The 24646-nt window shown below is 46.5% G+C and carries 22 protein-coding genes; 14 read left to right on the forward strand and 8 right to left on the reverse strand.

Annotated elements, in window-relative coordinates:
* The 5 genes from AC1YY3_RS06180 to AC1YY3_RS06200 form a co-directional block, all read left to right on the forward strand.
* Positions 1–453, forward strand: a 453-nt coding sequence (locus AC1YY3_RS06180) for a type I restriction endonuclease subunit R, EcoR124 family (RefSeq protein ID WP_482194368.1), incomplete at its 5' end; no start/stop codon positions are given.
* A gap of 2 nt (positions 454–455) precedes the next feature.
* Positions 456–1121 (forward strand): PIN domain-containing protein, encoded by a 666-nt coding sequence (locus AC1YY3_RS06185; protein WP_482194369.1) that lies wholly within the window; start codon positions 456–458, stop codon positions 1119–1121.
* Positions 1122–1148: 27 nt separating this feature from the next.
* Positions 1149–2876: a type I secretion system permease/ATPase gene (locus AC1YY3_RS06190; protein ID WP_482194370.1), complete on the forward strand. Its 1728-nt coding sequence runs from the start codon at positions 1149–1151 to the stop codon at positions 2874–2876.
* 28 nt (positions 2877–2904) lie between these two features.
* On the forward strand, positions 2905–4233 hold the full coding sequence (locus tag AC1YY3_RS06195; protein WP_482194371.1) for an HlyD family type I secretion periplasmic adaptor subunit: 1329 nt from the start codon (positions 2905–2907) through the stop codon (positions 4231–4233).
* 4 nt (positions 4234–4237) lie between these two features.
* Positions 4238–5635: a TolC family outer membrane protein gene (locus AC1YY3_RS06200; protein ID WP_481823375.1), complete on the forward strand. Its 1398-nt coding sequence runs from the start codon at positions 4238–4240 to the stop codon at positions 5633–5635.
* Between the two features lie 347 nt (positions 5636–5982).
* Here AC1YY3_RS06200 and AC1YY3_RS06205 read toward each other — a convergent pair whose 3' ends face one another.
* From AC1YY3_RS06205 to AC1YY3_RS06215, 3 genes are all read right to left on the reverse strand, one after another.
* Positions 5983–6174, reverse strand: coding sequence for a hypothetical protein (locus tag AC1YY3_RS06205; protein WP_481823376.1), 192 nt, complete (start codon positions 6172–6174; stop codon positions 5983–5985).
* Between the two features lie 153 nt (positions 6175–6327).
* Positions 6328–6459: a hypothetical protein gene (locus tag AC1YY3_RS06210; protein WP_481823377.1), complete on the reverse strand. Its 132-nt coding sequence runs from the start codon at positions 6457–6459 to the stop codon at positions 6328–6330.
* A 147-nt stretch (positions 6460–6606) separates the two neighbouring features.
* A complete protein-coding gene (locus AC1YY3_RS06215) occupies positions 6607–6876 on the reverse strand; it encodes a hypothetical protein (RefSeq protein WP_481823378.1) in 270 nt (89 codons plus the stop codon).
* A gap of 84 nt (positions 6877–6960) precedes the next feature.
* Between AC1YY3_RS06215 and AC1YY3_RS06220 the strand changes: the two genes are divergently transcribed.
* A complete protein-coding gene (locus AC1YY3_RS06220; protein WP_481823379.1) occupies positions 6961–7227 on the forward strand; it encodes an ACT domain-containing protein in 267 nt (88 codons plus the stop codon).
* Positions 7228–7250: 23 nt separating this feature from the next.
* Here AC1YY3_RS06220 and AC1YY3_RS06225 read toward each other — a convergent pair whose 3' ends face one another.
* Positions 7251–7736, reverse strand: coding sequence for an RraA family protein (locus tag AC1YY3_RS06225; protein ID WP_481823380.1), 486 nt, complete (start codon positions 7734–7736; stop codon positions 7251–7253).
* Positions 7737–7918: 182 nt separating this feature from the next.
* On the opposite strand from AC1YY3_RS06225, the gene putA reads away from it, so the two are divergent.
* Positions 7919–11059: a bifunctional proline dehydrogenase/L-glutamate gamma-semialdehyde dehydrogenase PutA gene (gene putA, locus AC1YY3_RS06230; protein ID WP_481823381.1), complete on the forward strand. Its 3141-nt coding sequence runs from the start codon at positions 7919–7921 to the stop codon at positions 11057–11059.
* A gap of 139 nt (positions 11060–11198) precedes the next feature.
* Here putA and AC1YY3_RS06235 read toward each other — a convergent pair whose 3' ends face one another.
* The gene (locus AC1YY3_RS06235) at positions 11199–11609 is read right to left on the reverse strand and encodes a hypothetical protein (protein WP_482194372.1); all 411 of its coding nucleotides are present in this window, start codon (positions 11607–11609) and stop codon (positions 11199–11201) included.
* Between the two features lie 350 nt (positions 11610–11959).
* Here AC1YY3_RS06235 and AC1YY3_RS06240 point away from each other — a divergent pair, with 350 nt between their 5' ends.
* Both AC1YY3_RS06240 and AC1YY3_RS06245 read left to right on the forward strand, forming a co-directional pair.
* A complete protein-coding gene (locus AC1YY3_RS06240; protein ID WP_481823383.1) occupies positions 11960–12175 on the forward strand; it encodes a hypothetical protein in 216 nt (71 codons plus the stop codon).
* 64 nt (positions 12176–12239) lie between these two features.
* A complete protein-coding gene (locus tag AC1YY3_RS06245) occupies positions 12240–13823 on the forward strand; it encodes a SpoIIE family protein phosphatase (protein WP_482194373.1) in 1584 nt (527 codons plus the stop codon).
* A 32-nt stretch (positions 13824–13855) separates the two neighbouring features.
* Here the strand turns inward: AC1YY3_RS06245 and AC1YY3_RS06250 are convergent, their stop codons facing one another.
* Genes AC1YY3_RS06250 through AC1YY3_RS06260 form a run of 3 tightly spaced genes read right to left on the reverse strand, consistent with a single transcriptional unit; the run spans position 13856 to position 18025 of the window.
* Positions 13856–17215: an NAD-glutamate dehydrogenase domain-containing protein gene (locus tag AC1YY3_RS06250; RefSeq protein ID WP_481823385.1), complete on the reverse strand. Its 3360-nt coding sequence runs from the start codon at positions 17213–17215 to the stop codon at positions 13856–13858.
* Positions 17216–17251: 36 nt separating this feature from the next.
* The gene (locus tag AC1YY3_RS06255; protein ID WP_481823386.1) at positions 17252–17677 is read right to left on the reverse strand and encodes an ATP-binding protein; all 426 of its coding nucleotides are present in this window, start codon (positions 17675–17677) and stop codon (positions 17252–17254) included.
* 9 nt (positions 17678–17686) lie between these two features.
* On the reverse strand, positions 17687–18025 hold the full coding sequence (locus tag AC1YY3_RS06260; protein WP_481823387.1) for an STAS domain-containing protein: 339 nt from the start codon (positions 18023–18025) through the stop codon (positions 17687–17689).
* 244 nt (positions 18026–18269) lie between these two features.
* On the opposite strand from AC1YY3_RS06260, the gene AC1YY3_RS06265 reads away from it, so the two are divergent.
* Genes AC1YY3_RS06265 through gcvP form a run of 5 tightly spaced genes read left to right on the forward strand, consistent with a single transcriptional unit; the run spans position 18270 to position 24627 of the window.
* Positions 18270–18410, forward strand: a complete 141-nt coding sequence (locus AC1YY3_RS06265) for a DUF6494 family protein (RefSeq protein WP_481823388.1) — start codon at positions 18270–18272, stop codon at positions 18408–18410.
* Positions 18403–19365: an NAD-dependent epimerase/dehydratase family protein gene (locus tag AC1YY3_RS06270; protein WP_481823389.1), complete on the forward strand. Its 963-nt coding sequence runs from the start codon at positions 18403–18405 to the stop codon at positions 19363–19365. Before AC1YY3_RS06265 ends, AC1YY3_RS06270 begins: the two co-directional genes overlap by 8 nt.
* 6 nt (positions 19366–19371) lie before the next feature.
* Entirely contained in the window at positions 19372–20595 is a 1224-nt protein-coding gene (locus tag AC1YY3_RS06275; RefSeq protein WP_481823390.1) for an aminotransferase class I/II-fold pyridoxal phosphate-dependent enzyme, read from the forward strand.
* A gap of 48 nt (positions 20596–20643) precedes the next feature.
* Complete coding sequence (gene gcvT, locus AC1YY3_RS06280; protein ID WP_481823391.1) at positions 20644–21726, forward strand: glycine cleavage system aminomethyltransferase GcvT; 1083 nt, start codon at positions 20644–20646, stop codon at positions 21724–21726.
* Between the two features lie 3 nt (positions 21727–21729).
* Complete coding sequence (gene gcvP, locus AC1YY3_RS06285; protein ID WP_481823392.1) at positions 21730–24627, forward strand: aminomethyl-transferring glycine dehydrogenase; 2898 nt, start codon at positions 21730–21732, stop codon at positions 24625–24627.
* The last annotated feature ends 19 nt before the right edge of the window (positions 24628–24646 follow it).

A 24646-nucleotide genomic window follows, 5' to 3' on the forward strand; every position in this document is an offset into this window, starting at 1 on the left:
ATCAATGTGGCGTATATTCTGAATTTATTGATGAGCCTCAAAAATCTTAATCCTGAAGAGGCTAAGAAACGTCAAAAAGAAATCATTGATTTGGTGGCAGGTGAAGTTCAACTGCGTAGCAAACGTGAACTTATTGAAAAATTCATTGAAGAAAACCTGCCTAAACTTCAACCAAGTGACAATGTGATTGGTGAGTTTGGCGATTATTGGTCTAAGCATAAACAAACTGCCTTTGAGCAGTTGTGTGCTGATGAAAAGATTCAACCAGAGCAACTACAGAAACTATTGCAAACGTATGAGTTTGCCAGTCGATTGCCTAGACCCCAAGAAATTAAAGATGCACTGAACTATCAGCCTAAAGTATTAGAGCGTAAAACCATTTTGGGGCGAGTGGCTGAGAAGATTCAGGCTTTCATTGATACGTTTATTGAAGGCATGGGTGGGAGTGTTTAAATATGCCTAGAAAATTACTGCTAGTTGATTATGAAAACAAGCATCATCTTGATTTGTCTGCTCTGGATGCAAGTTATTCAGCGATCGTATTTGTAGGACATCATCAACCAGAGCCTAAGATTAAAAAGAAAATTGATAGTAAGAATAAATATGTTCGCATTGATTATCAAAAAATTGACGGGTATGGCAAAAACTCGCTAGATTTTCATATCGCATTTACTTTGGGCAGGGTGTTTGAGAGTTACGCTGATACGCAATGCTATATTCTTTCTTCAGATAAGGGCTTTGACCCCTTAATTAAACATCTTGAGGCAAATAATTTTAGTTGTAAGCGCGTTGAGTCAATTGCTGAGCTTCCTCTTGAGTCAATTGTAGAGACTCCCACTAAAAAACCAAGTATCAAATATGGTTTAAATGTTGAAAATCCAGAATTAACAATTTGCCAAAGTTGTAAGAAGACTAGCACCATTGAGCATAATGGCGGAAGGTGGTGCACCAACTGTGGTAAATTTGCTTCGCCACCAGACCCAAAAATCACTTCAAAACTTATTGAAAATCCAAGAGTAAATTCTGAGTCAAATTATAAATCCAGTCTATTTTGTAGTAGTTGCAAACAAGCAATATCTACAGGGGATGGAATTTATGATGATAATGAACGCAACTTTTAACGATAGCTTCTTTATGGTTTCGCAGCCATGAAAAAAACAAGCAAGTCTGATTTGCACGAAGCACTCCTGCTGTGCAAGAACGCGTTCATCACTGCGGCGGGTTTCAGTTTGGTAATCAATATCCTGCAACTGGTGCCGACCATTTACATGTTGCAGTTATATGACCGCGTGGTGCCAACGGGAAACTTATCGACCTTATTGATGTTGACGCTCATCGTCTTGGTGCTGTTTGTTACGATGGGAATGTTGGAATGGGTGCGTTCACAGGTCTTGGTCAGGGTCAGCAGTCGTTTGGAAACGATGCTTAACGAACGCTTGTTTCATGTGGCTTATAAGCAATCACTGTATAGCGGCGGTATCAGGGGCAGTTCACAACCGCTGGATGATTTGACGGCATTGCGGCAATTTTTGACCGGACAAGGCTTGTTTGCTTTTTTCGATGCACCGTGGATACCGATTTACATTGCAGTCATGTTTGTTTTTCATCCCTGGTACGGTTGGACTGCTGTTGCCACTGCCATTGTGTTGATCATAGTCGCCTTCCTAAATGAAAAATTGACGAGTGAAATGCTGAATGAAGCTAATGGCTTGGCTATTACTGGACGCAATCTGGTCAATAAGAACCTGCGGAATGCCGAAGTGATCGAGTCAATGGGTATGCTGCGAAATGTGCAGAAACGCTGGATTTTAGGCACCCGCCAGATTTTGCTGTTACAGGCGACGGCAAGTTTGCACGCTGGCTTGATGAGCGCGTTATCAAAATTAATCCGAATGTCTTCGCAATCGCTGATTTTGGCGGTGGGTGCTTATCTGGTGATAGAAAATGAAATCACCTCAGGCATGATGATTGCTGGTTCAACTTTGCTGGGCAGGGCGTTGGCACCTATCGACATCATGATCGGGTCGTGGAAAGGCTTTATTAGTGCCCGAAGTCAATATAATCGCTTAAACGATATATTACTGAAAACCCAGATTGATACCGAAAGAATGTCTTTGCCAGAGCTCGTAGGTGCTTTTAGTATTGAAGCAGCAACCGTTGTACCACCGGGTGCTAAAGTGTCAGCCCTTAAAGGTATTACCCTAAAAATCGACAGGGGCGATGTGGTCGGCGTACTTGGCCCTAGTGGTGCTGGAAAATCAACTTTTGCACGGGCGTTACTGGGGATCTGGCCGACTGCGAACGGCAATATACGGCTTGATGGCGCGGATGTCTTCGTTTGGAATCGTCATGAACTCGGTCCGTATGTTGGCTACCTGCCCCAGGATATCGAACTATTTGAAGGCACCATCAGCGAAAATATCGCTCGTTTTGGCAATCTTGATCCTGAACTGGTCGTCAGTGCCGCTAAAATGGCAGATGTGCATGAGCTGATTCTGCGCTTGCCTAATGGCTATGACACCTTTATCGGCGCGGATGGTGGTGCCCTATCAGGTGGGCAGCGCCAGCGCATAGGCTTGGCGCGGGCTTTATATGGCGATCCCGTCATTGTCGTGCTGGACGAACCTAACTCTAATCTGGACGAACAAGGCGAACTGGCACTCAGTAATGCTATCCAACGGCTAAAATTAAGAAAAGTCACGGTTGTGGTCATTACCCACCGCAGCAATGTTTTGGCTAATGTGAATAAACTGCTGATACTCAATGACGGTGCTGTTGGACTTTACGGGCCACGCGACCAGGTGTTGGCGCAATTGCAACAACAGTTAGTTAAACCCGCACCTGTCCTGGCAAGCCAGGCTTCCCGTCCTTCCTAGACGCTTGCCCAACACAGGATGTCATAAAATGAAAGATAGACGTAACACTGATCCGCACAACGATGACATTTCCTTGATGACTGATGAGCGTCCCATCAGGAATATTGGCATTACGGTTATGGTGATAACTTTTGGCATATTGGGTACCTGGAGTTTTTTTGCACCTATTGATAGCGCGGCATTGGCACCTGGGCATGTCACAGTGAAATCGCACAGCAAGACGGTACAACATCTGGATGGCTGGATCGTCAGCCAATTACTGGCGAAAGATGGCGACATCGTAAAAGAAGGCGATGTACTGTTGAAGCTGGATCGCACTGAGGTCAACGCGCAATTGGAAATTCTGCGCGGCCAAATGATCGCCTTATCGTCACAGATGGCACGGCTTGTAGCTGAACGGGATAACCTGAATGAGATAAGCTTTCCCGATAATTTGAAGGATTTATCCGATGCCCATATCGTCGAAGCAAGACAGGGTGAAAACCAGATTTTTCAGGCCAGAAAAAACTCTATTGAAGGCGAAACGACTGTTTTAAAGCAGCGGATCAGTCAATTAAACTCAAAAATTAATGGCTTACAAGGTCAACGCAGCAGTAAGCAACAACTGATGGTTTCTTACTCAGAAGAGGTAAAAGACTTGAAAGAGCTATTGGCGCAAGGTTTTGCCGATAGACAAAGATTACGAGATATTGAACGTAACCATGCCTCCGTTATTGGAGAAATCGCGGGGTTAACCTCTGAAGTTGCAGGTAGTGAAATACAAATCGGCGAAACGAAATTACAAATCCTACAACTGCAAAAAAAATTCCAGGAAGAAGTCGTCGGCAAATTAGGTGAGGTACAGGCAGAACTTTATGATGTTTCCCAACGCTTTACAGCCACATCTGATAAAGTTACACGTACAGACATTAAAGCCCCAGCAAGTGGACGGGTACTCGGCTTGTCGGTGCATAATGTCGGTGGTGTCATCACACCAGGTAAACCGATACTTGACATTGTGCCGCAACAAGAAGAACTGATTATCGACGCGCAGGTATCACCTATCGATATTGATAGGGTTAGGACAGGGTTAATTGCGGAAGTCAGGTTCAGTGCCTTTAAACAAGCCCTGGTTCCGAAGGTGATGGGCAAAGTCATCAATTTGTCGGCAGACAAGTTGACGGAGGAACGTAGCGGCAACACGTATTACCTGGCTCAAATTGAATTGACACCGGACAGCTACGTTAAATTGCGGGGACTGGAATTGCTGCTCGGTATGCCTGCGGAAGTATTCATCAATACGGGCGAACGGACGGTATTCGAGTACCTGACACAGCCCATCACCAATACCTTTGCCAGGGCATTTATAGAGGACTGAAACTATGAAAAAACGCACAATATTGATGGCGGTGCTTATCGTTTTAGCATCTGGAACGGGTTATGCAGAAGATTTACTAACCATATACCATCAAGCATTGGAGGCCGACCCTGAACTTAAGTCATCCGAAGTCAAAATTCAAATAGGAACCGCGCAAAAAGGTCAAGCACTGGGAGCAATGTTGCCCCAAGTTACGGGTACGGGCAACTGGTCCACTAACAAGCAGGAATCCGGCAGGCAGGTGGATGATTACACCGGAACTCGGTACGTGGTTTCGTTAAACCAGACCTTGCTCGATTTCCCCAAATTCTGGAACTGGCGGCGAGCAAAATCCGTTGAAAATCAATATTCCCTAGAAAACGTTGAATCCCAACATGCGTTATTGTTCAATGTGGTGGAAAAATATTTTGACGTGCTGGAAGCCGATGATGAACTCAGTTTTTTCAATAGCGAAAAGGAAATCACTGAACAACAACTGGAGCAAATACAAAAGCTATTTGACCGTCAACTGGTTAAAATCACCGATTTATATGCTCTTGAATCCCGCCTTGATCAAGTCAAAGCCAGTATCATTGAATCAGAAGCAAAGCTCGTTACGGCAAAAGAAAGCTTGAAAGAACTCACTAATACTTCACCCGTATCATTACTTAAACTGCGTGATGAAATAGAATACAAGGAACTCGAAGGCAAGTTGGAAGATTGGTTGGCAGTTGCTAGAAGTGAAAATCCAACCTTGGCTGCACAACAACAAGCAATCGAAGCCGCCGATCACGATGTCGCCACGCAGAAATCAAGACATTTGCCCGTCGTAGAACTGCAACTGAACTATTACAATACCGACACCGGTTTCCAAAGTGCCCGCACCGGACAGACCGAAACTCAGGTAGCGGCCATCAATGTCAATGTGCCTTTTTTCAGCGGCGGCGTGACCACCAGACAAACACAGGAAGCCCAATACAAACTGACGCTCAACAAGTACGACAAAGAAGCTAAGATCCGTGCCTTGACCAAAGAAACCAGCGACGCTTTTTTAAACTCCAATGCCAGCGTTAGGCGCATTAAGGCAACGCGAAAAGCACTGGAATCCGCCAGCAAATCCAGAGAAGCGATGGAAACCGGATTCGGATACGGTGCTGAAACCATGAATGATGTACTCGATGCCCAGCAAGAAGAGTTTAGTGTCATGCGGGATTTGGCAAAAGCCAAATACAGCTACGTCAAAAACCGGATGCGGTTTATGCAAGCGATAGGTATGATCAGTGAAGATAATTTGACCGAGGTCAATGGTTGGTTGCAAATCGCAACTGCACAAGACCACAAAGAAAGCATCAATTCTAAAGAACAGCTATCAACCAAAAAGCCACTTCCAAAGGAATCACTGCCTAAGACAAAGCAGAATTAATATATCTTCCTGATTTCGTAAAGCTTTCAGCCGAATCAACAATTCTTCAAATAACCATCACACCAGTAGGGATTACGGCGAGGATTGCATATGAGACTATGAAAGAATTCAAAAAGCTGGCTTGTCCTCTAACTGCTTCCGGCATTTTTTTTGAAAAATGGTCAACGCTTTAAGCACTTATCTGGATAAGCCAACTCATTATTAGATGAACTCCAGTTTAACAGTTAAAACTTGGGTCTTTAGCCCCATTTTATGCATAGCCAATGATAACCACCTTGGTTTCAGTGCGTCGGACGCAACAGTCCCTGAGCGCACCCATGCCAAGAATATTCACTACGCGCGTGAAATTATACGCCAGCACTATCAGGCTGAACTCCCCTTGTGATTTGTTGGCCTCGCGCATCAGGAAGTGATCCCACCCGGCTCGGCGCTTTAACGTGTCCGGCAAGCCCTGCTGGGCTAGCGTGTTGCGGAATCGCCAAGGTGCTGTCGGGTACGCTTTCGCTTAGCCCTAGGTTGATGAAGCGCCGGAACAGCAAGTCCCGCGCCAGTTGCTTCTCCAGCCTAGGGTTGATCAGGCCATACCCGCTTTACAACAACAGCGCCTTCGACTGCAGGACACCAACAGCAGGCGCTTTAGGCGGCGATGCAGGGGCAGCGAAGCGGTGTGCCGAGAACATCAGCAAGGGCGGCTAGGCTTGCTCACCTTGCTTTTTGGCATGGACTCCAGACATCTGTTGTTCTATCGGCTTCCAGTCGATCAATTGGTGGATGCCGTCCAGTTCTTCCAAGGCTTCGAGGTGCTTGACAAAGGGATCGCTCAAGCTGGTTTGGGCTAAGTTCTTCCAGGATATGGGCTATTACTCGGACTTGGATAAAGTTCTATGTTACCCGTTTTTGGCTTGGATTCGTGCAAAGGTCTCATGACATACTTCACTTGGGCAGTTTGGTGAAGTATGCTGCTGCCTTTTTTAAGTAGGCCACCTCGTCTTCCAGGTGGGCGTTGTCCCGTTTAAGCCTAGCCATTTCAGATTGTTGGGGCTTTGCTCATCAAAGGGTTGTCCTGTTTGCCGACGTTCTGCCCACCAGTAATAGGGCATGGACTCGGCAAGCCCCAAATCATGTGCCACCTTGGGGATGCCGTCTTTATCAGCCCGTTCCAATGTATGTTCTTTGAACTGTGCTGTGTAGTTGTTGCGGACAGATCGTGTTGTTGTCGTTTCTTCTTTTTTGGTTTTCATGGTTGACCTCGGTTGTAGAGGTTACTCTCTTAGCCGAGCGTCCGCTAGTGCGGGGCAAAATCAGTTGACGACAATGCCGTCATTGTGTTCAATATTGACCAGTATGATCGTGCCTTGCAGTGCTTAGGGAAATTGCAGGGCTACAGGTTGTTACCGAAGACACCATGTTTAGTTAAACTGAAAAATCAGCCGGGCGTAATAGCACAGATAGCACGATGCTTCACTGATGCCGGTATCAGTATACGCAGTGTCCGCTTTATTGAGCGTGATGATGATTTTGCCTTGGTCGCCATCTCGACTGACTGTGCTGAAGCAGCCCTGGCATTAGTCGCTGATGTTTCGTTTTTTTAGAATAAAACTGTGGGTTTTAATAGCTAAAGCAATTCTTTAGTGGAAGTTATGATGCCGTCCTCATCGGCGTAGATATTATCGTTAGGTCGTATTACAGTATCAGCAATTTTAATCATTGCGCCTATTTCTCCACCCCCATTTTGCTGTCCACGAACAGGGTAAATGGCGGATGCGAATACGCAAATTGGCATTTCACGCAGTTGTCCAATATCCCTTATTGCACCGTGGACGATCACCCCGCCCCAATGATGGTCGATTGCGAGTTTGGCAAGCTGATCGCCAAATAGTGCCGATTCTTGTTGCGGACATTGAACTACAACGATACGCCCGTTACCTTCGTTGCCCAGTAGCTCAATCAGCTTCCTGTTATCTGCTTCAAGCAAAACCGTTTCAATTTTTCCATGGCATTTTTTTATGTTCCCGTAAGGACGAAAAATCTGGGGTAGGACGCTATAACTGCTAGGGAACTCATCACAAATATCTGCTACTGACCAACTATTATTTGTCATTGAAATTATTCACTAATGGATTGAAAAATAAAAATACACTTTTTTATCAGTAATATGTCGAACCGATGGAGTCAGTTGAAATTTAGGATCAGTTTAAATCAGCTCGAATTCTTCTGTCTAAATTTATCTACTAATACCATTAACCAATTACTCCTATGACCAAATTGAACAGGAAATATTCAATGCAGAAAAAGCCTCCGAAGAACATGACTCATGAAACATTAACCGCGTTGCGAGCCGCCATCAATCAGGCTTATTTAGCGGATGAGGACAAAATTCTTGAAGGACTTTTAACCCAATTGGACTCTTACGATCCAGTGAGGGTTGGCGACTGCGCCAAAACGCTGGTCAATGCGGTCAGGGCAAAAAAAGGCCCACAAACCACAATTGAAGCGTTCCTGCGCGAATATCAGCTCAATTCACAGGAAGGCATCGTTTTAATGGGCATTGCCGAAGCCTTGCTGCGTATCCCTGACAGCCATACCCAAGACCTGTTTTTACAGGAAAAGCTCACCCATGCCGACTGGCAAAACCATCTGAGGCATAGCGATTCTTTTCTGGTCAACCTGTCCAGCCAAGCCCTGTTGTTTACCCGACAATTTGAAGAACATGTGTTGTTCGCTGATCAGCATTGGTTTCCGGTCTTCGGGCAACTACTAAATCGCATCGGAGCGCCACTCATTCGCACAGCCCTAAAGCAGACTATGGCTTACCTAGCTGAACAGTTTGTATTCGCTGAGTCTATACAACAAGCAATTGAGCGTAGTGAGCAAGAAAAGTTCTATCGCCATTCTTTCGATATGCTGGGTGAAGCGGCTTTAACAGCAGACGATGCGGAGCGATATTACCAGTCTTATCTTTCAGCAATAGTAGCATTGGCTGAACATGCCCCGTCCACCAATATATATGCCAACCCTGGGATTTCGGTTAAATTATCAGCACTGTGTCCGCGCTACGAGCCTTTGCAGCATGTCCGGGCGGTTAAGGAATTAACCGATAAATTGTTGGCGCTGGCACAGAAGGCGCGTACAGCCAATATTTCCATCACTGTCGATGCAGAAGAATCCGAACGCCTGGATATGTCCCTGGATATTTTTGCTAACGTTTTTATACATCCTGATTTAAGCGGCTGGTCAGGATTAGGTTTGGCGGTGCAGGCCTACCAAAAAAGGGCTTTATCCGTTATTCGCTGGCTTGTCACATTGGCTGAAAGCCACCATAAAAAAATCCCATTGCGCTTGGTTAAAGGCGCCTACTGGGACAGCGAAATAAAACGCGCACAGGAAAATGGGCTGAGTGATTATCCTGTGTTCACGCATAAATCGGCGACTGATGCATCGTATCTGACATGTTCACAACTGATTCTATCTCGGCCTGATGTGTTTTATCCGCAGTTCGCCACCCATAATGCCCACACCCTGGCCGCTATTTTTCACAGTGGCAAACACCATCCCGGTTATGAATTCCAGCGGCTGCACGGTATGGGAGAATCTCTATATGCTGAAATCATTGAAACCCAAAGATGGCAAATCCCTTGCCGTATTTACGCACCCGTCGGTCTTTATCATGAATTGTTGCCCTATCTTGTCAGGCGATTACTGGAAAATGGCGCCAATACGTCCTTTATCAATCAGATAGATAGTGCTGACATTAGTGTTGAGGAGTTGGTTTATGATCCTGTTGAACGGGTTAAAATATCAATAAAGAAGCCTAAAATTGTCTTGCCCAGATCGTTATTTGGTGAACAACGGCTTAATTCTGAAGGCTTAAATCTGGCTAATCTTGATTTATTACAACAGCTACAGCAGAACCTTAACGCTTTAGTAGATAAACACTGGCAGGCCGCCCCCATAATTAATGGCAGGTACCATTGCGACGAACAACATCTAGTCAAAAATCCATCTGATAACAGATTAACCGTCGGCAGTGTGATCTATGCCGACGAAAAAGCGATTGAACAAGCGATAGAATTCGCTGCCCAGGCATTTACCGAATGGCGGCTTACCCCTGTAACAACCCGTGCAGATTGCTTGTTGAAAGCCGCCGACCTTATCGAGCAACATCGGCTGGAATTAGTTTCCTTATGTATCCGCGAAGGCGGGCGCACCATCAAAGATGCCTTGGCAGAAGTCAGGGAAGCCGTGGATTATTGCCGCTATTACGCACAATCTGCGCTAGAACTGTTCAGCACACCCAAAAAACTGCCAGGTGTCACTGGCGAGGAAAATCTACTTTATTATTATGGTCGGGGCGTTTTTATTTGTATTAGTCCGTGGAATTTTCCGATTGCCATTTTCATAGGCCAAGTAACGGCGGCGCTAGCCGTAGGCAATACCGTTATCGCAAAACCCGCAAGCCAAACAGCTTTAACCGCGATGCGCTGTGTGGAGATATTGCATCAAGCAGGCATACCCGAATCGGTCTTGCAGTATTTACCCGCTAGTGGCAGCTTGATCGGGCAACATTTATTGCCAGACCCACGAGTTGCCGGTGTTGCCTTCACGGGCTCGACGGAAACTGCGCAATTCATCAATCGGCAGTTAGCACAGCATCATCAGACTATCGTACCCCTGATTGCCGAAACTGGCGGCCAGAATGTCATGATTGCAGATAGCTCGGCATTACTGGAACAGCTGGTTCAAGATATTATCGTATCGGCGTTCAACAGTGCGGGCCAGCGTTGTTCAGCCTTGCGTGTGTTGTTTGTGCAGCAGGAAATTGCGGATAAAGCCATAGCTATGCTGATAGGTGCTATGAAAGAACTCTCTATGGGCGATCCCGGTATTTACCAAACCGACGTTGGCCCTGTCATTGATAAGGCTGCGCTGATTCCATTAAACGCCCATCTGAAACAAATGCAGCAAGAGGCGAAACTGCTTTGTCAACTAACATTGGATGATAGCTTACGGCATGGCAGTTTTTTTCCTCCCACATTAGTTGAAATAAACACCTTATCACAACTCACCCAAGAAGTGTTCGGCCCAGTACTGCACCTGATTCGTTACAATGCAGCCAAACTAGATCAGGTTATTGATGAGGTCAATGCAACGGGCTACGGCTTAACCTTAGGAATCCACAGCCGTATTGATGCCAACATCAAGGCTATCCAGCAAAGTGCAAAAGTCGGCAATATTTATATCAACCGGAATATGATTGGTGCTGTAGTCGGAGCACAGCCGTTCGGTGGCATGGGGCTTTCCGGCACTGGCCCGAAGGCTGGTGGGCCGGACTATTTGCGCCGCTTCGCCATTGAACAAACCGTCACCACCAATACCGCCGCTATTGGCGGGAATGCCAGTTTACTGTCCAAGGATTTACGTTGATACCTCGCTCTGCCTGACCTATAAGCCATTCATAAAGAATATTTTGGAGGTTTGAAATATGCCGGATTACCCTAACTCTAATCCGGCATACTCATTTATTTAGACACCTTATTGCGGGGAGATCTTTGAGTGATGAAAATTACTGAATAACAATTCTACCACTTGACTGGCATTGTAAAACTGCAGCATCCCACTTTTCTCCAGCATCTATACTTCCTTTGAAACAGGAAATTCTTTCATCAGAATTATCAGTTCCTGCACATAGAGTGACAGCATTTTTCCAATCCCATTTATCACTATCACCCCATTTCACATGCCCTGTCATTACTTTTTGGAAACATTCTCCAGGCTCTTTAGGATTTTTTGTTCCCTTACATAAGCTTTCCAAGTTGGATTCTGTCCATTTCGAGGAACTGTCGTATGGTGAATTACTATCCCAAGCGATTTTGTTTTGTATATGATCCTTGCACGCAGTTTCATGTTCACTTGCCATTGCATTTTGAGCAAGGAAAAGACCAAAGAGAATACTTATAGCTGATAATATGCTCACTATGGATTTAGATATCAAGATATGCATTATTTTCTCCTAAACAGATTTAACTTAAAACGCTAAAACAACTAGCAACAAAATTAACATAACACCCATTTGTTAGTTGTCAATGAAAGTAAGCCTTCCCAAATACGCCAGTATGGAACTAACGTTCATATGGTCAGGAGATATATTTGTTATCTGGTGGCAATAGACCGAACAATTAATACAAGAGCAACTATCGCTTAGGAACATGCTATTGATATTGTTGTCCAATATGCGAGTTTTGTTAATGTGGATAAATTGAGTTTGATGGCTTGTGACTTTAATCAGTCCAAGGTCGGTCATTTATTTTGACAGGAGAACGTGTTATGTATCATTTCGACGTTTCCCAACCCGTGGCAGGCAAGGCCAGTATCGAAATAAATAAGCCCGTCACAGAAGTATTTCGCTTCGTAGTTGATCCGCCAATGATTAACTTGACCCTTTATCCCAGCATTCTCCCTGAGAGATGGCGCGGATTCCATACCCGCTGCCGCACTGCCTCTATCCCTGGAGGACGAAGAAGGAAGTTTTTGAATTTTTAGTTATTCCCTTAACTAACACGGAATCTGAATCTGTCTTTTTATCGACCCAGACAATGATCTTTTTATGACACATAAGACTGATAATCAAAGTGCCAATGAAGACATCACCCATCGGAAAGATGCTGAATCTGCGCTGATCGAAAGTGAGGAACGGTTTCGGCAAATGGCAGAAATGACTGGTGAATGGTTATGGGAACAAGACTCCAGGGGTTACTACATATATAGCAGCAATGCCGTCAAACAAATCCTGGGTTTCAGCCAGGAGCAAGTCATCGGCAAACATTACACGGAATTTTTGACCGCCCAAGACCAAGAATCCCAACAGTCTTACGCCGCCAGCCAACAACCATTCTATGCCTTGGTCAACCACTATCAACACAAGGATGGGCAACAGATCCTGACCGAATCGACGGGCTTGCCGATCATCAATGCAGGGGGGAAGCTGCTGAAATGGCGCGGTGTTGACCTGGACATTACCACTAGGATGCACTTTCAAGATGCGCTGATAGAGTCTGAAAAACGCACACGGCTGATTATCGAAAGCTCGATGAATGCGATTGTCATTATGGATTCTTACGGCATCATTACCGACTGGAACCAACGTGCCGAAAAAATGTTCGGTTGGTCAAACAAAGAGGCGATAGGCCAGCGTCTTGATGAATTGATTATCCCTGCCCGTTTTCGCAGCGCACACCGCAAGGGTCTACACACATTTTTACAGGCTGGCCTTGCCCCAATATTAAACAAACAGACGGAACAAGTTGCCTTACGCCGTGACGGCACTGAATTCCCCGTCGAACTCAGTGTTTCGCCTTTAAAGCTCGGCAATGCTTACATCTTTAGCGGCTTCATCCACGATATTTCTGGCCGTAAAGCGGCGGAGGAGCAAATTCGCCAAGCACACGTCAATTTGGCGATTGCCCAGAATGAAATCAGGATTGCCCAACAAATCCAGGCTACTTTATCTCCCTCTGCCCCCATTAAGTCGGATGATTTTGAGGTAACGGGTTTTTGTCTACCCGCCGACAAGGTTGGTGGCGACTATTTTGATTATTTCTTTCGCAAAGAAACTCAACTGGATATGGTTATTGCCGATGTTTCCGGTCATTCCATCGGCCCAGCCCTGTTCATGGTCGAAACCCGTAGTGCTATCCGGGCGCAGACCAACGTATTAGCGACCCCTTCAGAAACGCTAGATGTCCTGAACAATTTCCTGTTTGACGATTTAGATAAATCAGACTACTTCATCACCTTGTTTTATTTGCAATACAACATCCACACGCAACGATTAAGATTTGCCAATGCCGGACACCCGCCGCCCTTGTTATTCAGCCTGTTTGAGGGGGAATTTAAGAAACTGGACGCTGAAGGCTTAATATTAGGAATTAAAAAAGATGTTATTTTTGAAGAGAAAACGACGATGCTTGGGAAGGGTGATTTGATCCTGTTTTATACCGACGGCTTGACCGAAGCTGAAAACGAAAATAAAGAGTTTTTCGGCCTGGAACGCACCAAGGCCGTGCTTTTGCAAAATGCCGAGAAGTCTCCGCAAATCATCATAGATTGTCTATTTGCCGAATTACAACAATTTTGCAAAAGAACCTCTTTTTACGATGATATTACGCTAATGGTTTTTAAATCTGGGTGAAACCTTTACGCTTTGTTAAGTTGATTATTGAGCTATAGGTTTTCCTCAAGCAAATTCCCTAATGCCCTTATCAAGGCAACATAAGGTAACAGCACACTAGGCACTAAATTTTGGATTTCCAAATAAAGCCGCCGATATTGCTTGATCCGCTGCTTTTCAGCCTGATGTCCAAAATAGTCGGCACAAGTCTCGACGTTGCTTGACAGGATCTTCTTCAGTAATTGACCTGTGATGCTTTGCATGTCTTCCCGCAAATCATGGGACACCTTTCTTTCCCAAATATCACGCAGGGGCATGTTGGCTAACTGTTGCCGGATTTCATCCAGACCTAATGTTTGGGTGATGTCGTCCAATAAGCCCAGGATTACCGTAAAATCTTGCTGGGTTTCGGTCACCAATAGCATAATGAAGGGGAAATCCTGGATATTGGCAATAAAGGCCAGTTTTTTTGCCAATTCTGTTGGTACCTGTGCCTGTTGGTATTGATCGAATTGTTCTTGCCAATGTTCGGGGTTATGTTGAATGGCATATTTTTCATAGTCTTTTAAATAACGGCTGTAGTAACTAATCGTATCGGTATCAGGCCGAATGGTTCTGCCGTGTGCTACCGCCCAGCGGCAAAAATACGCCAAGTTTTTTTCTAGCTGGATCAATAATTGATATTGCTGATCTGTGGCGATTTTATTATCCAACGCACATATCGCTTGCCGTAAAGCATCAGCCTGTAATATCTGGTCGAAAGCCAGATAGCAATTGACAGTATCCAATGTACCGCCATTTTCGCCGTCAATATCCAGACTTAAAAAGCCGCAGCCCGTCTGGTTGATGACTTTATTGCTTATGACGGTTGCTTTAATTTCATTCGCTAAGGGATGTTCGGCAAGATGCTGTTTAAACGGCACGCTGAACTGGCTTGGAAAGTACGCCTGTAAATATCGCTCATAACATTCATCCTGCAACATCTCGATTTGACCTTGTATTTGCTGGCTCAAATACATTTTGCTGGCGGCCATTAAGTCCGCTAGTTCAGGACGGGAGATGAGTTGTCCGGGTCTAGCTTTGATTTCTTTGGTTTCTGCAAAGGATTCAACGGCGCGATCCAAAAGCCCAGCGACCTCCAAGCGTTCCGCGACTTGCAAGAACACCGCCAGGTTTTCCGCACTACGGAGTTGATCCAGCGATAAGCAAAGACTCTGCGCGACATTGTCCGCTAACACCAATTGGCAAACGGCTTCCGTCATATCAATAAATATGACCTGATAATCAGCGATTGCCTGCTTTTTCTGTAAGCCAGTGAGCAATATCTTTAGATTCACTTCATGGTCGGAGGTATCGACACCCGCCGAGTTATCCACCGCATCGGTATTGATGCGGCCGCCGCGTAAGCTGTATTCCACGCGGGCTTTTTGGGTAAAGCCCAGGTTTGCGCCTTCGCCCACCACTTTGGCACCCAGATTAGCAGCATCTACGCGCACAGTGTCGTTGCTTCTGTCGCCAACCTCTTCGTGCTTTTCCGTGCTGGCTTTTACATAAGTGCCGATACCGCCCAGCCATAACAGTTCGACGGGTGCGACTAGCAAGCAACGGATCAGGGATTCACCATCTATCGCCTTATAGCGTATGCCCAGCCATTTTCTGAGTTCGGCGGAAATGGGGATGTCTTTGGCGGCACGGGAATAAACGCCACCGCCGCCAGAAATCAGGCTTCGGTCATAGTCATTCCAGGTAGAGCCGGGCAATTCAAACAAGCGTTTACGCTCATTGAACGGCGCATCACTATCACTATCCGCTGGATTGGGATCGACAAAAATGTGTTGTCCGCTGAATGCCGCCAACAAGCGTATACAGGGCGACAGCAACATGCCGTTGCCGAACACATCGCCGTCCATACTGCCTATTCCAATCACTGTAAACGCTTCTTTTTGAATATCTTTGCCTAATTCGCGGAAATGCCGCTTTACGCATTCCCAAGCCCCCCGTGCGGTGATGCCTAATGCTTTGTGGTCGTACCCACGAGAACCACCACTGGCAAAGGCATCACCCAACCAGAAGTGGTATTCCACAGCAACTGCATTGGCAATATCCGAAAAATGGGCGGTGCCTTTATCCGCTGCAACCACCAAATAAGGGTCAGGGTCGTCGTGGACGACAATGCTTTCAGGACTAACGATGGTGCCATTTTGGTAATTGTCGGTCAAATCAAGCATCCCACGGATCAATCTGAGATACGCTTGTTTTCCGGACTCTTTGAAATCTTGTCTAGCACCGTCGCCTTTTACGATAAAGCCCCCTTTTGCCCCAGTCGGGATAATCAAGGCATTTTTGTTGACTTGCGTTTGCATCAGGCCCAATATTTCAGTCCTGAAGTCATCGGGACGGTCAGACCAGCGGATTCCACCGCGAGAAATTTTGCCGCCCCGCAAATGGATACCTTCCATATCGACGGCATGGACATAAATTTCACATTGCGGTTTTGGAGCAAGCATGTCGATAACACCCAGGCTATTGATTTTAAATGCAATGAAGTAATCTTGATGATGGCAGCGTTTATGGTAGTTGCTCCTTACCGTCGCATCAATCAGGTTAAAGACAGTCCGCAAAATCCGGTCGTCATTGATATCGGAAACCGAACCAATACTGTCCAACAATTGCAGTCGTAGCGGGGACAAGGCCTGTTCTTCCCTGAACATGGGGTCTTCCCAGTCGGGATTAGGCCTGAAGCGAGCTTCAAAATACTGGAACAGGCCAAGTGCGACTTGCGGATTGTTGATAAAGGCATGGTGGAAACTCGCTCGTGTCGTCCGGTTTCCCAATTGCAGGCAATAGTTCCGGTAAGCGCGTAGGACATCTATTTCCTGCCAAGCCATCCCCGTCAACACACACAATTTGTTGAGCGCATCATTTTCACCCCGCCCTTCCATAGCGGCTTGAATGGTTTCCAGCAGTTGGTTTTTTAGCTGTCTGAATGGGACGTGCTGGCTGTTCGCCGCTTTGATGGTGAAACTCTTGATAGTTGCCGCAACACCTTCAATAGAAAAGGTTAACTGGACTTGATCCATAACCCGTAAATTCATGTTTTCAAGTACGGGAATAAATTCATCCAGATAACGTTCTTGAAGACTGTAAAAATGTAGGCGGTAGTGCGGATGGTCTGGATAGGGCTTGATTAGGCTGACGTTTTCGCATTTCGAGGTAATCAAATGCTCAAGCTGGAGACTGTCATTGAGGGCATAACGCGGTGAAATCAGCCCTTGGTAGTCTGCGGGAAACAGGGCATGATATTTTTGCCATATTTGTTTACCCTTCTGCTCGCCCAATGCCCTCATGGCAAGCGCTTTGAAGGTGTCTTGCCAAGATTTGGCCTGTCTATGCAGTTGTCCGTCCAGCATCATGACTATGGGATCGTTGTTTTCATCAAGAGGTAAGCCTCATTTTAGGTGTTTAATAATTTCCAGTACATTGTAATCACTCTGGCGGGTGTAAGTGACCGAATCCATGTAGCTGCGTATAAGAAAAAGTCCCATGCCGCTTTCCCCTGGATGTTCAAAATCCGGTAACGGGACTGTTTCCAGATCAAAACCCTGTCCATGGTCAAACACTTTGATGTTTAATTCGTTTTCTTGGAGATGGATCGTCACCCTAACGCAATTTTGGGGGGCGTTGTCACACCCATGTTTTATGGCATTGACGGTCGCTTCAGTCAATACGAGGTTCAACTGGTACGCCAAAGCTGCGCGGTCGCCTGTAAAATTATCCAGTTCTTTGGCAATACGCTCACCAATGCTGCCGATCAAATCCAGATATTTGGTTTGTGTCTGGATAACAACGTCTACCTGTATAAATGATGAACACATAAGCAATCTTTAACCTTCATTACTGAATGCCTCATTCAAGTCAGCATAAATTTCAAACACTCGGTTGAGGCGAGTCAATTCAAACATTGATAGGACTTGTTTCTGGATATTGGCTAACGCAAACCGCCCAGATTTGGCGACAATATGCTTATTGCCGGACAATAAAGCACCCAAACCGGAGCTGTCAATGAAGCGGACATGCCCCAATTGGACGATAATCTGCTTGTCCCCGCCTTCTATCATCTGCAACAGATATTCTTTCAATTCGCCCGAATTGTGCGCGTCGATCCTTTCGTCCTGGATGGTCAGCACACTAAAGCCATTTATTTTTTCCAGATTCAAATTCATGGTGTTTTCTATGTGATTAAACTAGGTGGACTTGACCCTTAAATCTAATACTCGTTGGACGCAAATTCAATTCATAAGTGCAATTTTTGGAAGAGAATTTAGGTGATAATTGCGCTAAGATTGAAACCATTTATTACAGTACACCGTTACTATACCTGTTTATCGGGATTGGATAGAAACTGTATGATTGATGTCTCAGCTGGAATAACCCTTTTAATTGAGGTTTATAGCTCTAGGGATCAATATGAATGAAGGTACATTGAAGATGGCAATCAGGAAATGCTTGAGAATAGTCGGCGTTAATCCACAACGCGAGATTAGCTGCGTTCCGCCTAGAGCAATTGAGGCATACACATTAACAATATCGCGTAATATCAGTGAATAAGATTCTAGTGACTGGTGCAAGCGGTCAGGTCGGCGTGGAGCTGGCGCAGGCTTTGCGTGACAAATATGGTGCCGGAAATGTAATCGCAACCGGATATAACAGTCGGCCAGCTAGCGAAGTGGCGCAGAACTATCCCTATTGTCGCCTGGATGTCCGTGATGCCCCCGCGCTTAACCAGATAGTTGAACACTATCAATGTGATACGATTTTTCATCTGGCTTCATTACTTTCCGTTGTAGCCGAAACCAAACCGCTTGAGGCCTGGGATATCAATATGAACGGCCTGATCAATGTACTGGAAACCGCCAGAACGCACAATTGCGCCGTGTTTTTTCCAAGTTCCATAGGCGCTTTCGGCCCTGAAACACCCAGTTTCAATACGCCACAGGATACTATCCAGCGGCCTAAGTCGCTGTACGGCATTACCAAGGTATCGGGTGAATTGCTGTGCGACTACTATTTCCACCATTATGGCGTTGATACACGCGGCTTGCGTTATCCGGGGCTGATTTCCAATAAAGCCTTGCCGGGCGGGGGGACGACGGATTATGCGGTCGATATTTTTTATGCGGCGGTCAAAAATCGCCATTATGACTGTTTTCTTCGTGCCGATACTCAACTGGACATGATGTATATGCCGGATGCGGTTACCGCCGCTATCACGCTTATGGAAGTGGATAGTGCAAAACTAAAGCACCGCAATGCATTTAATATTACCGCCATGAGCTTTACCCCTGAGCAGCTTACGGCAGAAATACAAAAATACCTCTCCGACTTTACGGTCAGTTATCGAATTGACCCAGTCCGTCAGGCGATTGCCGATTCCTGGCCCCGGCATATGGATGATAGTGCCGCCCGCGCCGAATGGGGCTGGGAGGCGAAGTATGATATGGCCACAATGGTCAAGGATATGCTGGAACAAATCACTGTCAAGTTGAACAAAAAATTGAGGTAGCCACTTATGTCGCTTAATAAAATAGAACAACTGTTCAATACCAAATTGATTAGCCTGGAAGAACAAGGTGTGCGTAAGGGCAACGAGAAAATCGTCACCGGGATCAAACCTGCTGAAAGCGGCTTTGGCATCCGCTATAAGCTTGAAGGCTATAGCGATAGGGCGTTCTTACGAATGAATTCAAACTCTTACCTGGGATTGTCATTGCATCCCCTAGTGATAAAAGCTGAAGCCGAAGCAGTTGAAAAATATGGCGCTGGCCCCGGAGCGGTGCGGTTCATCAGCGGAACCTACCAGCCGCATAAAGAGCTGGAAAAACGGCTTGCCGAGTTTCACGGACGCGAATCGGCCATGCTATTCAGTGCCGCCTATGCGACGATGATGGGCGTTCTGCCCCAATTTATATCAGAAGATACCCTGGTTGTTAGTGATGCTCTTAACCATAGCTGTATCATTAACGCCATTCGTTTATCCCTTCCGGCCAAGAAGGAGGTTTATGCCCATGCAAATATCGATGCGCTGGATAAGATTCTTGCAACCAATAGGGGCTTGTTCAAACGGGTATGCGTCGTAACGGATGGCATTTTCAGTATGCGCGGCGATCATGCCCAGATAGACAAGATTAATGCCTGCTGTAAGCAACATGAAGCAGGCTATGAAGAAGGGATTATAAGCATAGTCGACGATTCTCATGGTATAGGCGCTTTTGGCCAGAGCGGGCGCGGTATCGAAGAAGTGACGGGCGGAAAAGCGGATATCCTGATTGCTACTTTGGGCAAGTCGCTTGGCGTTAATGGCGGTTATGTGGTCGCCAGCCCGGTGGTGATAAATTACTTGCGTGAAACTTCCCCGTTTTATATTTACTCTAACCCTGTTACACCTGCTGAAGCCGCTGCCTCTTTGGCGGCATTGAACATTTTGGATAGCCATGAAGGGTTGCGGCTGCTCGAAAAACTGCATGGTTTCAGTGTTTTTCTCAGGGCTGGGCTGGAACGCTTAGGTTATGAAACCTTGCCGGGCGAACACCCTATCGTGCCGATTTTTGTCAGGGATACTAATAAAACCTCAGCCTTGGTTGCCCATTTGTTTGCCCATAATATTCTAGTAACCGGATTGAATTATCCGGTTGTTCCCAAGGACGAGCAGGAAATCCGGTTGCAGATTTCCACCGATCATACTGATCAGGATTTGAAGTTTTTGCTGGACAAGCTGGCTGAGTTTAAGGGGTAGATCGTTTATGAGTCACTGGATCATAAGATTTTCTGTTAGCGTAAAGCTATGTTAAAACAAACTCCTCTCTATCAGCTTCATCTTGAACTTGGCGCTAAAATGGTCGCTTTTGGCGGCTATCACATGCCGGTATATTATCCTGGAGGAATTATTCACGAACACCTGCATTGCCGAAGTCATGCCGGGTTTTTCGATATATCGCACATGGGGCAATGCCTGATTTCAGGTGATGAGGCCGCTAGTGAACTGGAACGGCTAACCCCTAGCGATATTATTGGGCTAAAACCTGGGCAACAAAAATATACCGTACTGACAAACGAGGAAGGCGGAGTTATTGATGACATCATCGTTACCAGCATCGAATCCGGTTTGAGGATCGTTGTCAATGCGGCCTGTAAAGACAAGGACTTTCACTACTTAGCTAGTCAGTTATCTAATCTCTGTCATTTTGTTGAACTCGCTGATCAGGCGCTATTTGCTTTACAGGGGCCAATAGCGGCAGCAATCATCGGAAAATTCTCTGCAAGCGTTGCCGGTTTGGCATTTATGACTGCCTGTGAAACCGAGCTGGAAGGCATCAAATGTACTGTCAGCCGATGCGGCTATACTGGCGAAGACGGCTTTGAAGTTTCCGTTGCTAACAACCACGCTGAAGCACTAGCCCGCTTACTCTTAGCGGAAAAAGATGTTATCCCAATAGGCTTGGGGGCGAGGGACACCTTAAGATTGGAAGCGGGTTTGTGTCTTTATGGCCATGAACTTAACGAAACCATCACTCCGGTAGAAGCAGGTTTATCCTGGATTATTAAAAAAGGCCACAGCGGTTTCCCCGGCGCCGACACCATTATCCGACAATTACAGCAAGGCCCTGAAAAAATACGGGTCGGACTGATTGTCGATAGTAAACAGCCGATACGTGAGGGCAGTACTGTATTTAACGACAATGGCGAGATTATAGGCCACGTCACCAGTGGCAGTTTCGCCCCAAGTCTTGGCAAACCTGTCGCGATGGCGCTGCTGGAACGGCATTATTCCGGCCTAGGCATCCGTTTATACGCAAAGGTACGGGGTCATCAAGTTGCGGCCACCATTACCCGATTACCCTTCATTCCTCATCGCTACCGTAGATAACTCATGCCCACTACACGCAATAGCTTGAACCAATTGGAAATGCGCGGTCATTTTATGCACCGTCACATTGGCCCTAATAAGCAACAAATGCAAGAAATGCTAACCGAACTGGGGTTGGCCGATCTGGAAGAAATTATTGAAAAAGCTCTTCCCGACGACATTATTAACCATGAGCCGCTTAAGCTGACGGAAACGATTAGCGAAAGTGCCGTCATCAAACACATGCATAAAGCGCGTGAACGCAATAAAGTCTTTACCTCGATGATCGGCATGGGTTATCACGGCACTATTATGCCCGCTGTCATCAAGCGCAATGTCCTGGAAAATCCGGGCTGGTACACTGCTTATACGCCGTACCAATCGGAAGTTAGCCAAGGACGACTGGAGGCCTTGTTAAACTTCCAGCAAATGATTATCGACCTGACCGGCATGGAACTCGCTAATGCATCCTTGCTTGATGAAGCTACAGCTGCGGCGGAAGCCATGACTATGTCCAGGCGCTTATCCAAAAGCACTGCCAACGCGATAGTTATCGACCAGGATTGCCACCCGCAAACCATAGCTGTTGTTCTTACCCGCGCTCATTCCTTAGGCTATGAAGTCATCATAGCCGATCCATATAAAGGCTTGAAACAACATGATTTTTTTGCGGTCTTGGTGCAATATCCCGGCTCTAAAGGCGAAATTAAAGACCTGAGTGAAATCGTCGGTATCGCCCACGCGAAATCAGCTTTAGTTACCGTCGCCGCCGATCTGTTAAGCCTGGCCCTGCTTAAACCGCCGGGGGCATTCGGAGTCGATATTGCCGTGGGCAGCGCACAACGCTTTGGTGTGCCGATGGGTTACGGCGGGCCACATGCCGCGTTCTTTGCCACTCGGGATGAATTCAAGCGTTCTGTACCTGGTCGCATCATCGGCGTTTCTAAAGACAACCACGGCCAGCTTGCCTTGCGTATGGCCCTGCAAACCCGCGAACAGCATATCCGCAGGGACAAAGCCACCAGCAATATTTGCACTGCACAAGTTCTATTAGCAGTCATTGCCGGTTTCTACGCAATCTACCACGGTGCAGAAGGCTTACGTTTGATTGCAGGCAGGGTGCATCGTTACGCCCAAATTCTGGCGGCAGGTATTTCCCAGCTAGGTCTTGAGGTCGTCAGCCGCCGCTATTTCGATACCCTTGTCGTCCGAGTCCCCAACCGTGCGAAACGCATCGCAGCACAAGCGGCTGATGCCAACATCAATCTACGGATTATTGATACCGACCATATCGGAATTTCCCTGGACGAAACGACAACGCGGAAAAACCTGCGGGAACTATGGCAGGTTTTCTCCACACCCGCCGCAGAATTTCCAGACATCAACCGGATAAATGCCGACCTAGTGGAATGTATACCCGACGCGCTGTTACGTAGCGATAACATCATCCAACATCCTGTGTTTGAACGCTACCATTCCGAAACGGAAATGATGCGTTATATGCGGCGGTTAGCCCGGCGTGATATTGCGCTAGACCGCTCGATGATACCGTTAGGTTCTTGCACGATGAAGCTCAATGCGGCGACGGAAATGCAATCGATTTCTTATCATGAGTTTAATGGCTTGCATCCTTTCGCACCACTCTATCAAACCCACGGCTATCAGCAGATGTTTGCCGAATTGGAAGATATGTTATGCGATTTGACTGGCTTTGACGCTTTCTCGCTACAACCGAATGCCGGATCACAAGGCGAATACACCGGCCTGTTGGTTATCCGCAAATATCATGAAGTCAACGGCCAGTCGCAACGAGACATCTGCCTGATTCCGGCTTCCGCACACGGTACTAACCCTGCCAGCGCGGTCATGGCGGGGCTTAAGGTCGTAGTCGTCGCTTGTGATGCTTACGGCAATATTAGCCTGGATGATTTACATACTAAAGTCGCCGAACATCACGATACACTAGCGGCATTGATGATTACTTATCCTTCCACGCACGGTGTGTTTGAACTAACTTTCAGGGAAATCTGCAATATCATTCATCAGCACGGCGGCCAAGTATATCTGGATGGTGCCAATTTTAATGCGTTGGTTGGACTAAGCCGACCTGGCAAAATCGGCGCTGATGTCGCCCACCTTAATATGCATAAAACCTTCTGTATCCCGCATGGTGGTGGCGGCCCCGGTGTTGGCCCGATTGGTGTAGGGGCGCATCTCGCACCGTTCCTGCCGGATCATCCCGTGGTGGAAGGCGTGAATCCGGCTAAAGGCAAATACGGCACCATCGGCACAGTATCCGCAGCACCTTGGGGTTCTGCCAGTATCTACACTATTTCCTGGGCTTATATCGCGATGATGGGCGCAGTCGGATTAAAACGGGCGACGCTGACTGCAATTCTGAACGCCAACTATATCGCCAAACGCTTGGCATCCCACTACCCCATTTTATACACTGGCAAAAACGGCTGGGTTGCCCATGAGTGCATTATTGATTGCCGTGAATTCAAGAAGACCTGTAATATCACCGTGGAAGACATCGCCAAACGCCTGATTGATTACGGTTTTCATGCACCGACCGTGGCCTTTCCCGTACCTGACACCCTTATGATAGAACCTACCGAAAGCGAGGATAAAGCAGAGATCGACCGTTTTTGCGACGCTTTAATTGCTATCCGCCAGGAAATCGCAGCCATTGAAAATGGCAGCGCCGATCCCGAAAATAACGTGCTGCACAATGCACCGCACGTCCATCACTTATTAATCAAAGAATGGAAGTATCCGTATTCCAAACAGCAGGCTTTTTTCCCTGACAATAATCAGCATGACGATAAATACTGGCCGCCGGTAGGACGCATCGATAATGTTTATGGTGACAGGCATTTGGTTTGTTCTTGTCCGCCTTTGGAGGATTATGAGCAATGAAATCAGCGCGTACATAATG

Source organism: Methyloglobulus sp. (assembly GCF_964779595.1).

What these genes read in the sequence shown, in the direction of transcription:
- gcvP (WP_481823392.1), top strand. Translation starts at nt 21,730, where the DNA reads ATGCCCACTACACGCAATAGCTTGAACCAATTGGAAATGCGCGGTCAT.
- AC1YY3_RS06240 (WP_481823383.1), top strand. Translation starts at nt 11,960, where the DNA reads ATGTATCATTTCGACGTTTCCCAACCCGTGGCAGGCAAGGCCAGTATC.
- AC1YY3_RS06275 (WP_481823390.1), top strand. Translation starts at nt 19,372, where the DNA reads ATGTCGCTTAATAAAATAGAACAACTGTTCAATACCAAATTGATTAGC.
- AC1YY3_RS06260 (WP_481823387.1), bottom strand. Translation starts at nt 18,025, where the DNA reads ATGAATTTGAATCTGGAAAAAATAAATGGCTTTAGTGTGCTGACCATC.
- AC1YY3_RS06255 (WP_481823386.1), bottom strand. Translation starts at nt 17,677, where the DNA reads ATGTGTTCATCATTTATACAGGTAGACGTTGTTATCCAGACACAAACC.
- gcvT (WP_481823391.1), top strand. Translation starts at nt 20,644, where the DNA reads ATGTTAAAACAAACTCCTCTCTATCAGCTTCATCTTGAACTTGGCGCT.
- AC1YY3_RS06265 (WP_481823388.1), top strand. Translation starts at nt 18,270, where the DNA reads ATGAATGAAGGTACATTGAAGATGGCAATCAGGAAATGCTTGAGAATA.
- putA (WP_481823381.1), top strand. Translation starts at nt 7,919, where the DNA reads ATGCAGAAAAAGCCTCCGAAGAACATGACTCATGAAACATTAACCGCG.
- AC1YY3_RS06250 (WP_481823385.1), bottom strand. Translation starts at nt 17,215, where the DNA reads ATGATGCTGGACGGACAACTGCATAGACAGGCCAAATCTTGGCAAGAC.
- AC1YY3_RS06195 (WP_482194371.1), top strand. Translation starts at nt 2,905, where the DNA reads ATGAAAGATAGACGTAACACTGATCCGCACAACGATGACATTTCCTTG.
- AC1YY3_RS06190 (WP_482194370.1), top strand. Translation starts at nt 1,149, where the DNA reads ATGAAAAAAACAAGCAAGTCTGATTTGCACGAAGCACTCCTGCTGTGC.
- AC1YY3_RS06200 (WP_481823375.1), top strand. Translation starts at nt 4,238, where the DNA reads ATGAAAAAACGCACAATATTGATGGCGGTGCTTATCGTTTTAGCATCT.
- AC1YY3_RS06225 (WP_481823380.1), bottom strand. Translation starts at nt 7,736, where the DNA reads ATGACAAATAATAGTTGGTCAGTAGCAGATATTTGTGATGAGTTCCCT.
- AC1YY3_RS06215 (WP_481823378.1), bottom strand. Translation starts at nt 6,876, where the DNA reads ATGAAAACCAAAAAAGAAGAAACGACAACAACACGATCTGTCCGCAAC.
- AC1YY3_RS06185 (WP_482194369.1), top strand. Translation starts at nt 456, where the DNA reads ATGCCTAGAAAATTACTGCTAGTTGATTATGAAAACAAGCATCATCTT.
- AC1YY3_RS06245 (WP_482194373.1), top strand. Translation starts at nt 12,240, where the DNA reads ATGACACATAAGACTGATAATCAAAGTGCCAATGAAGACATCACCCAT.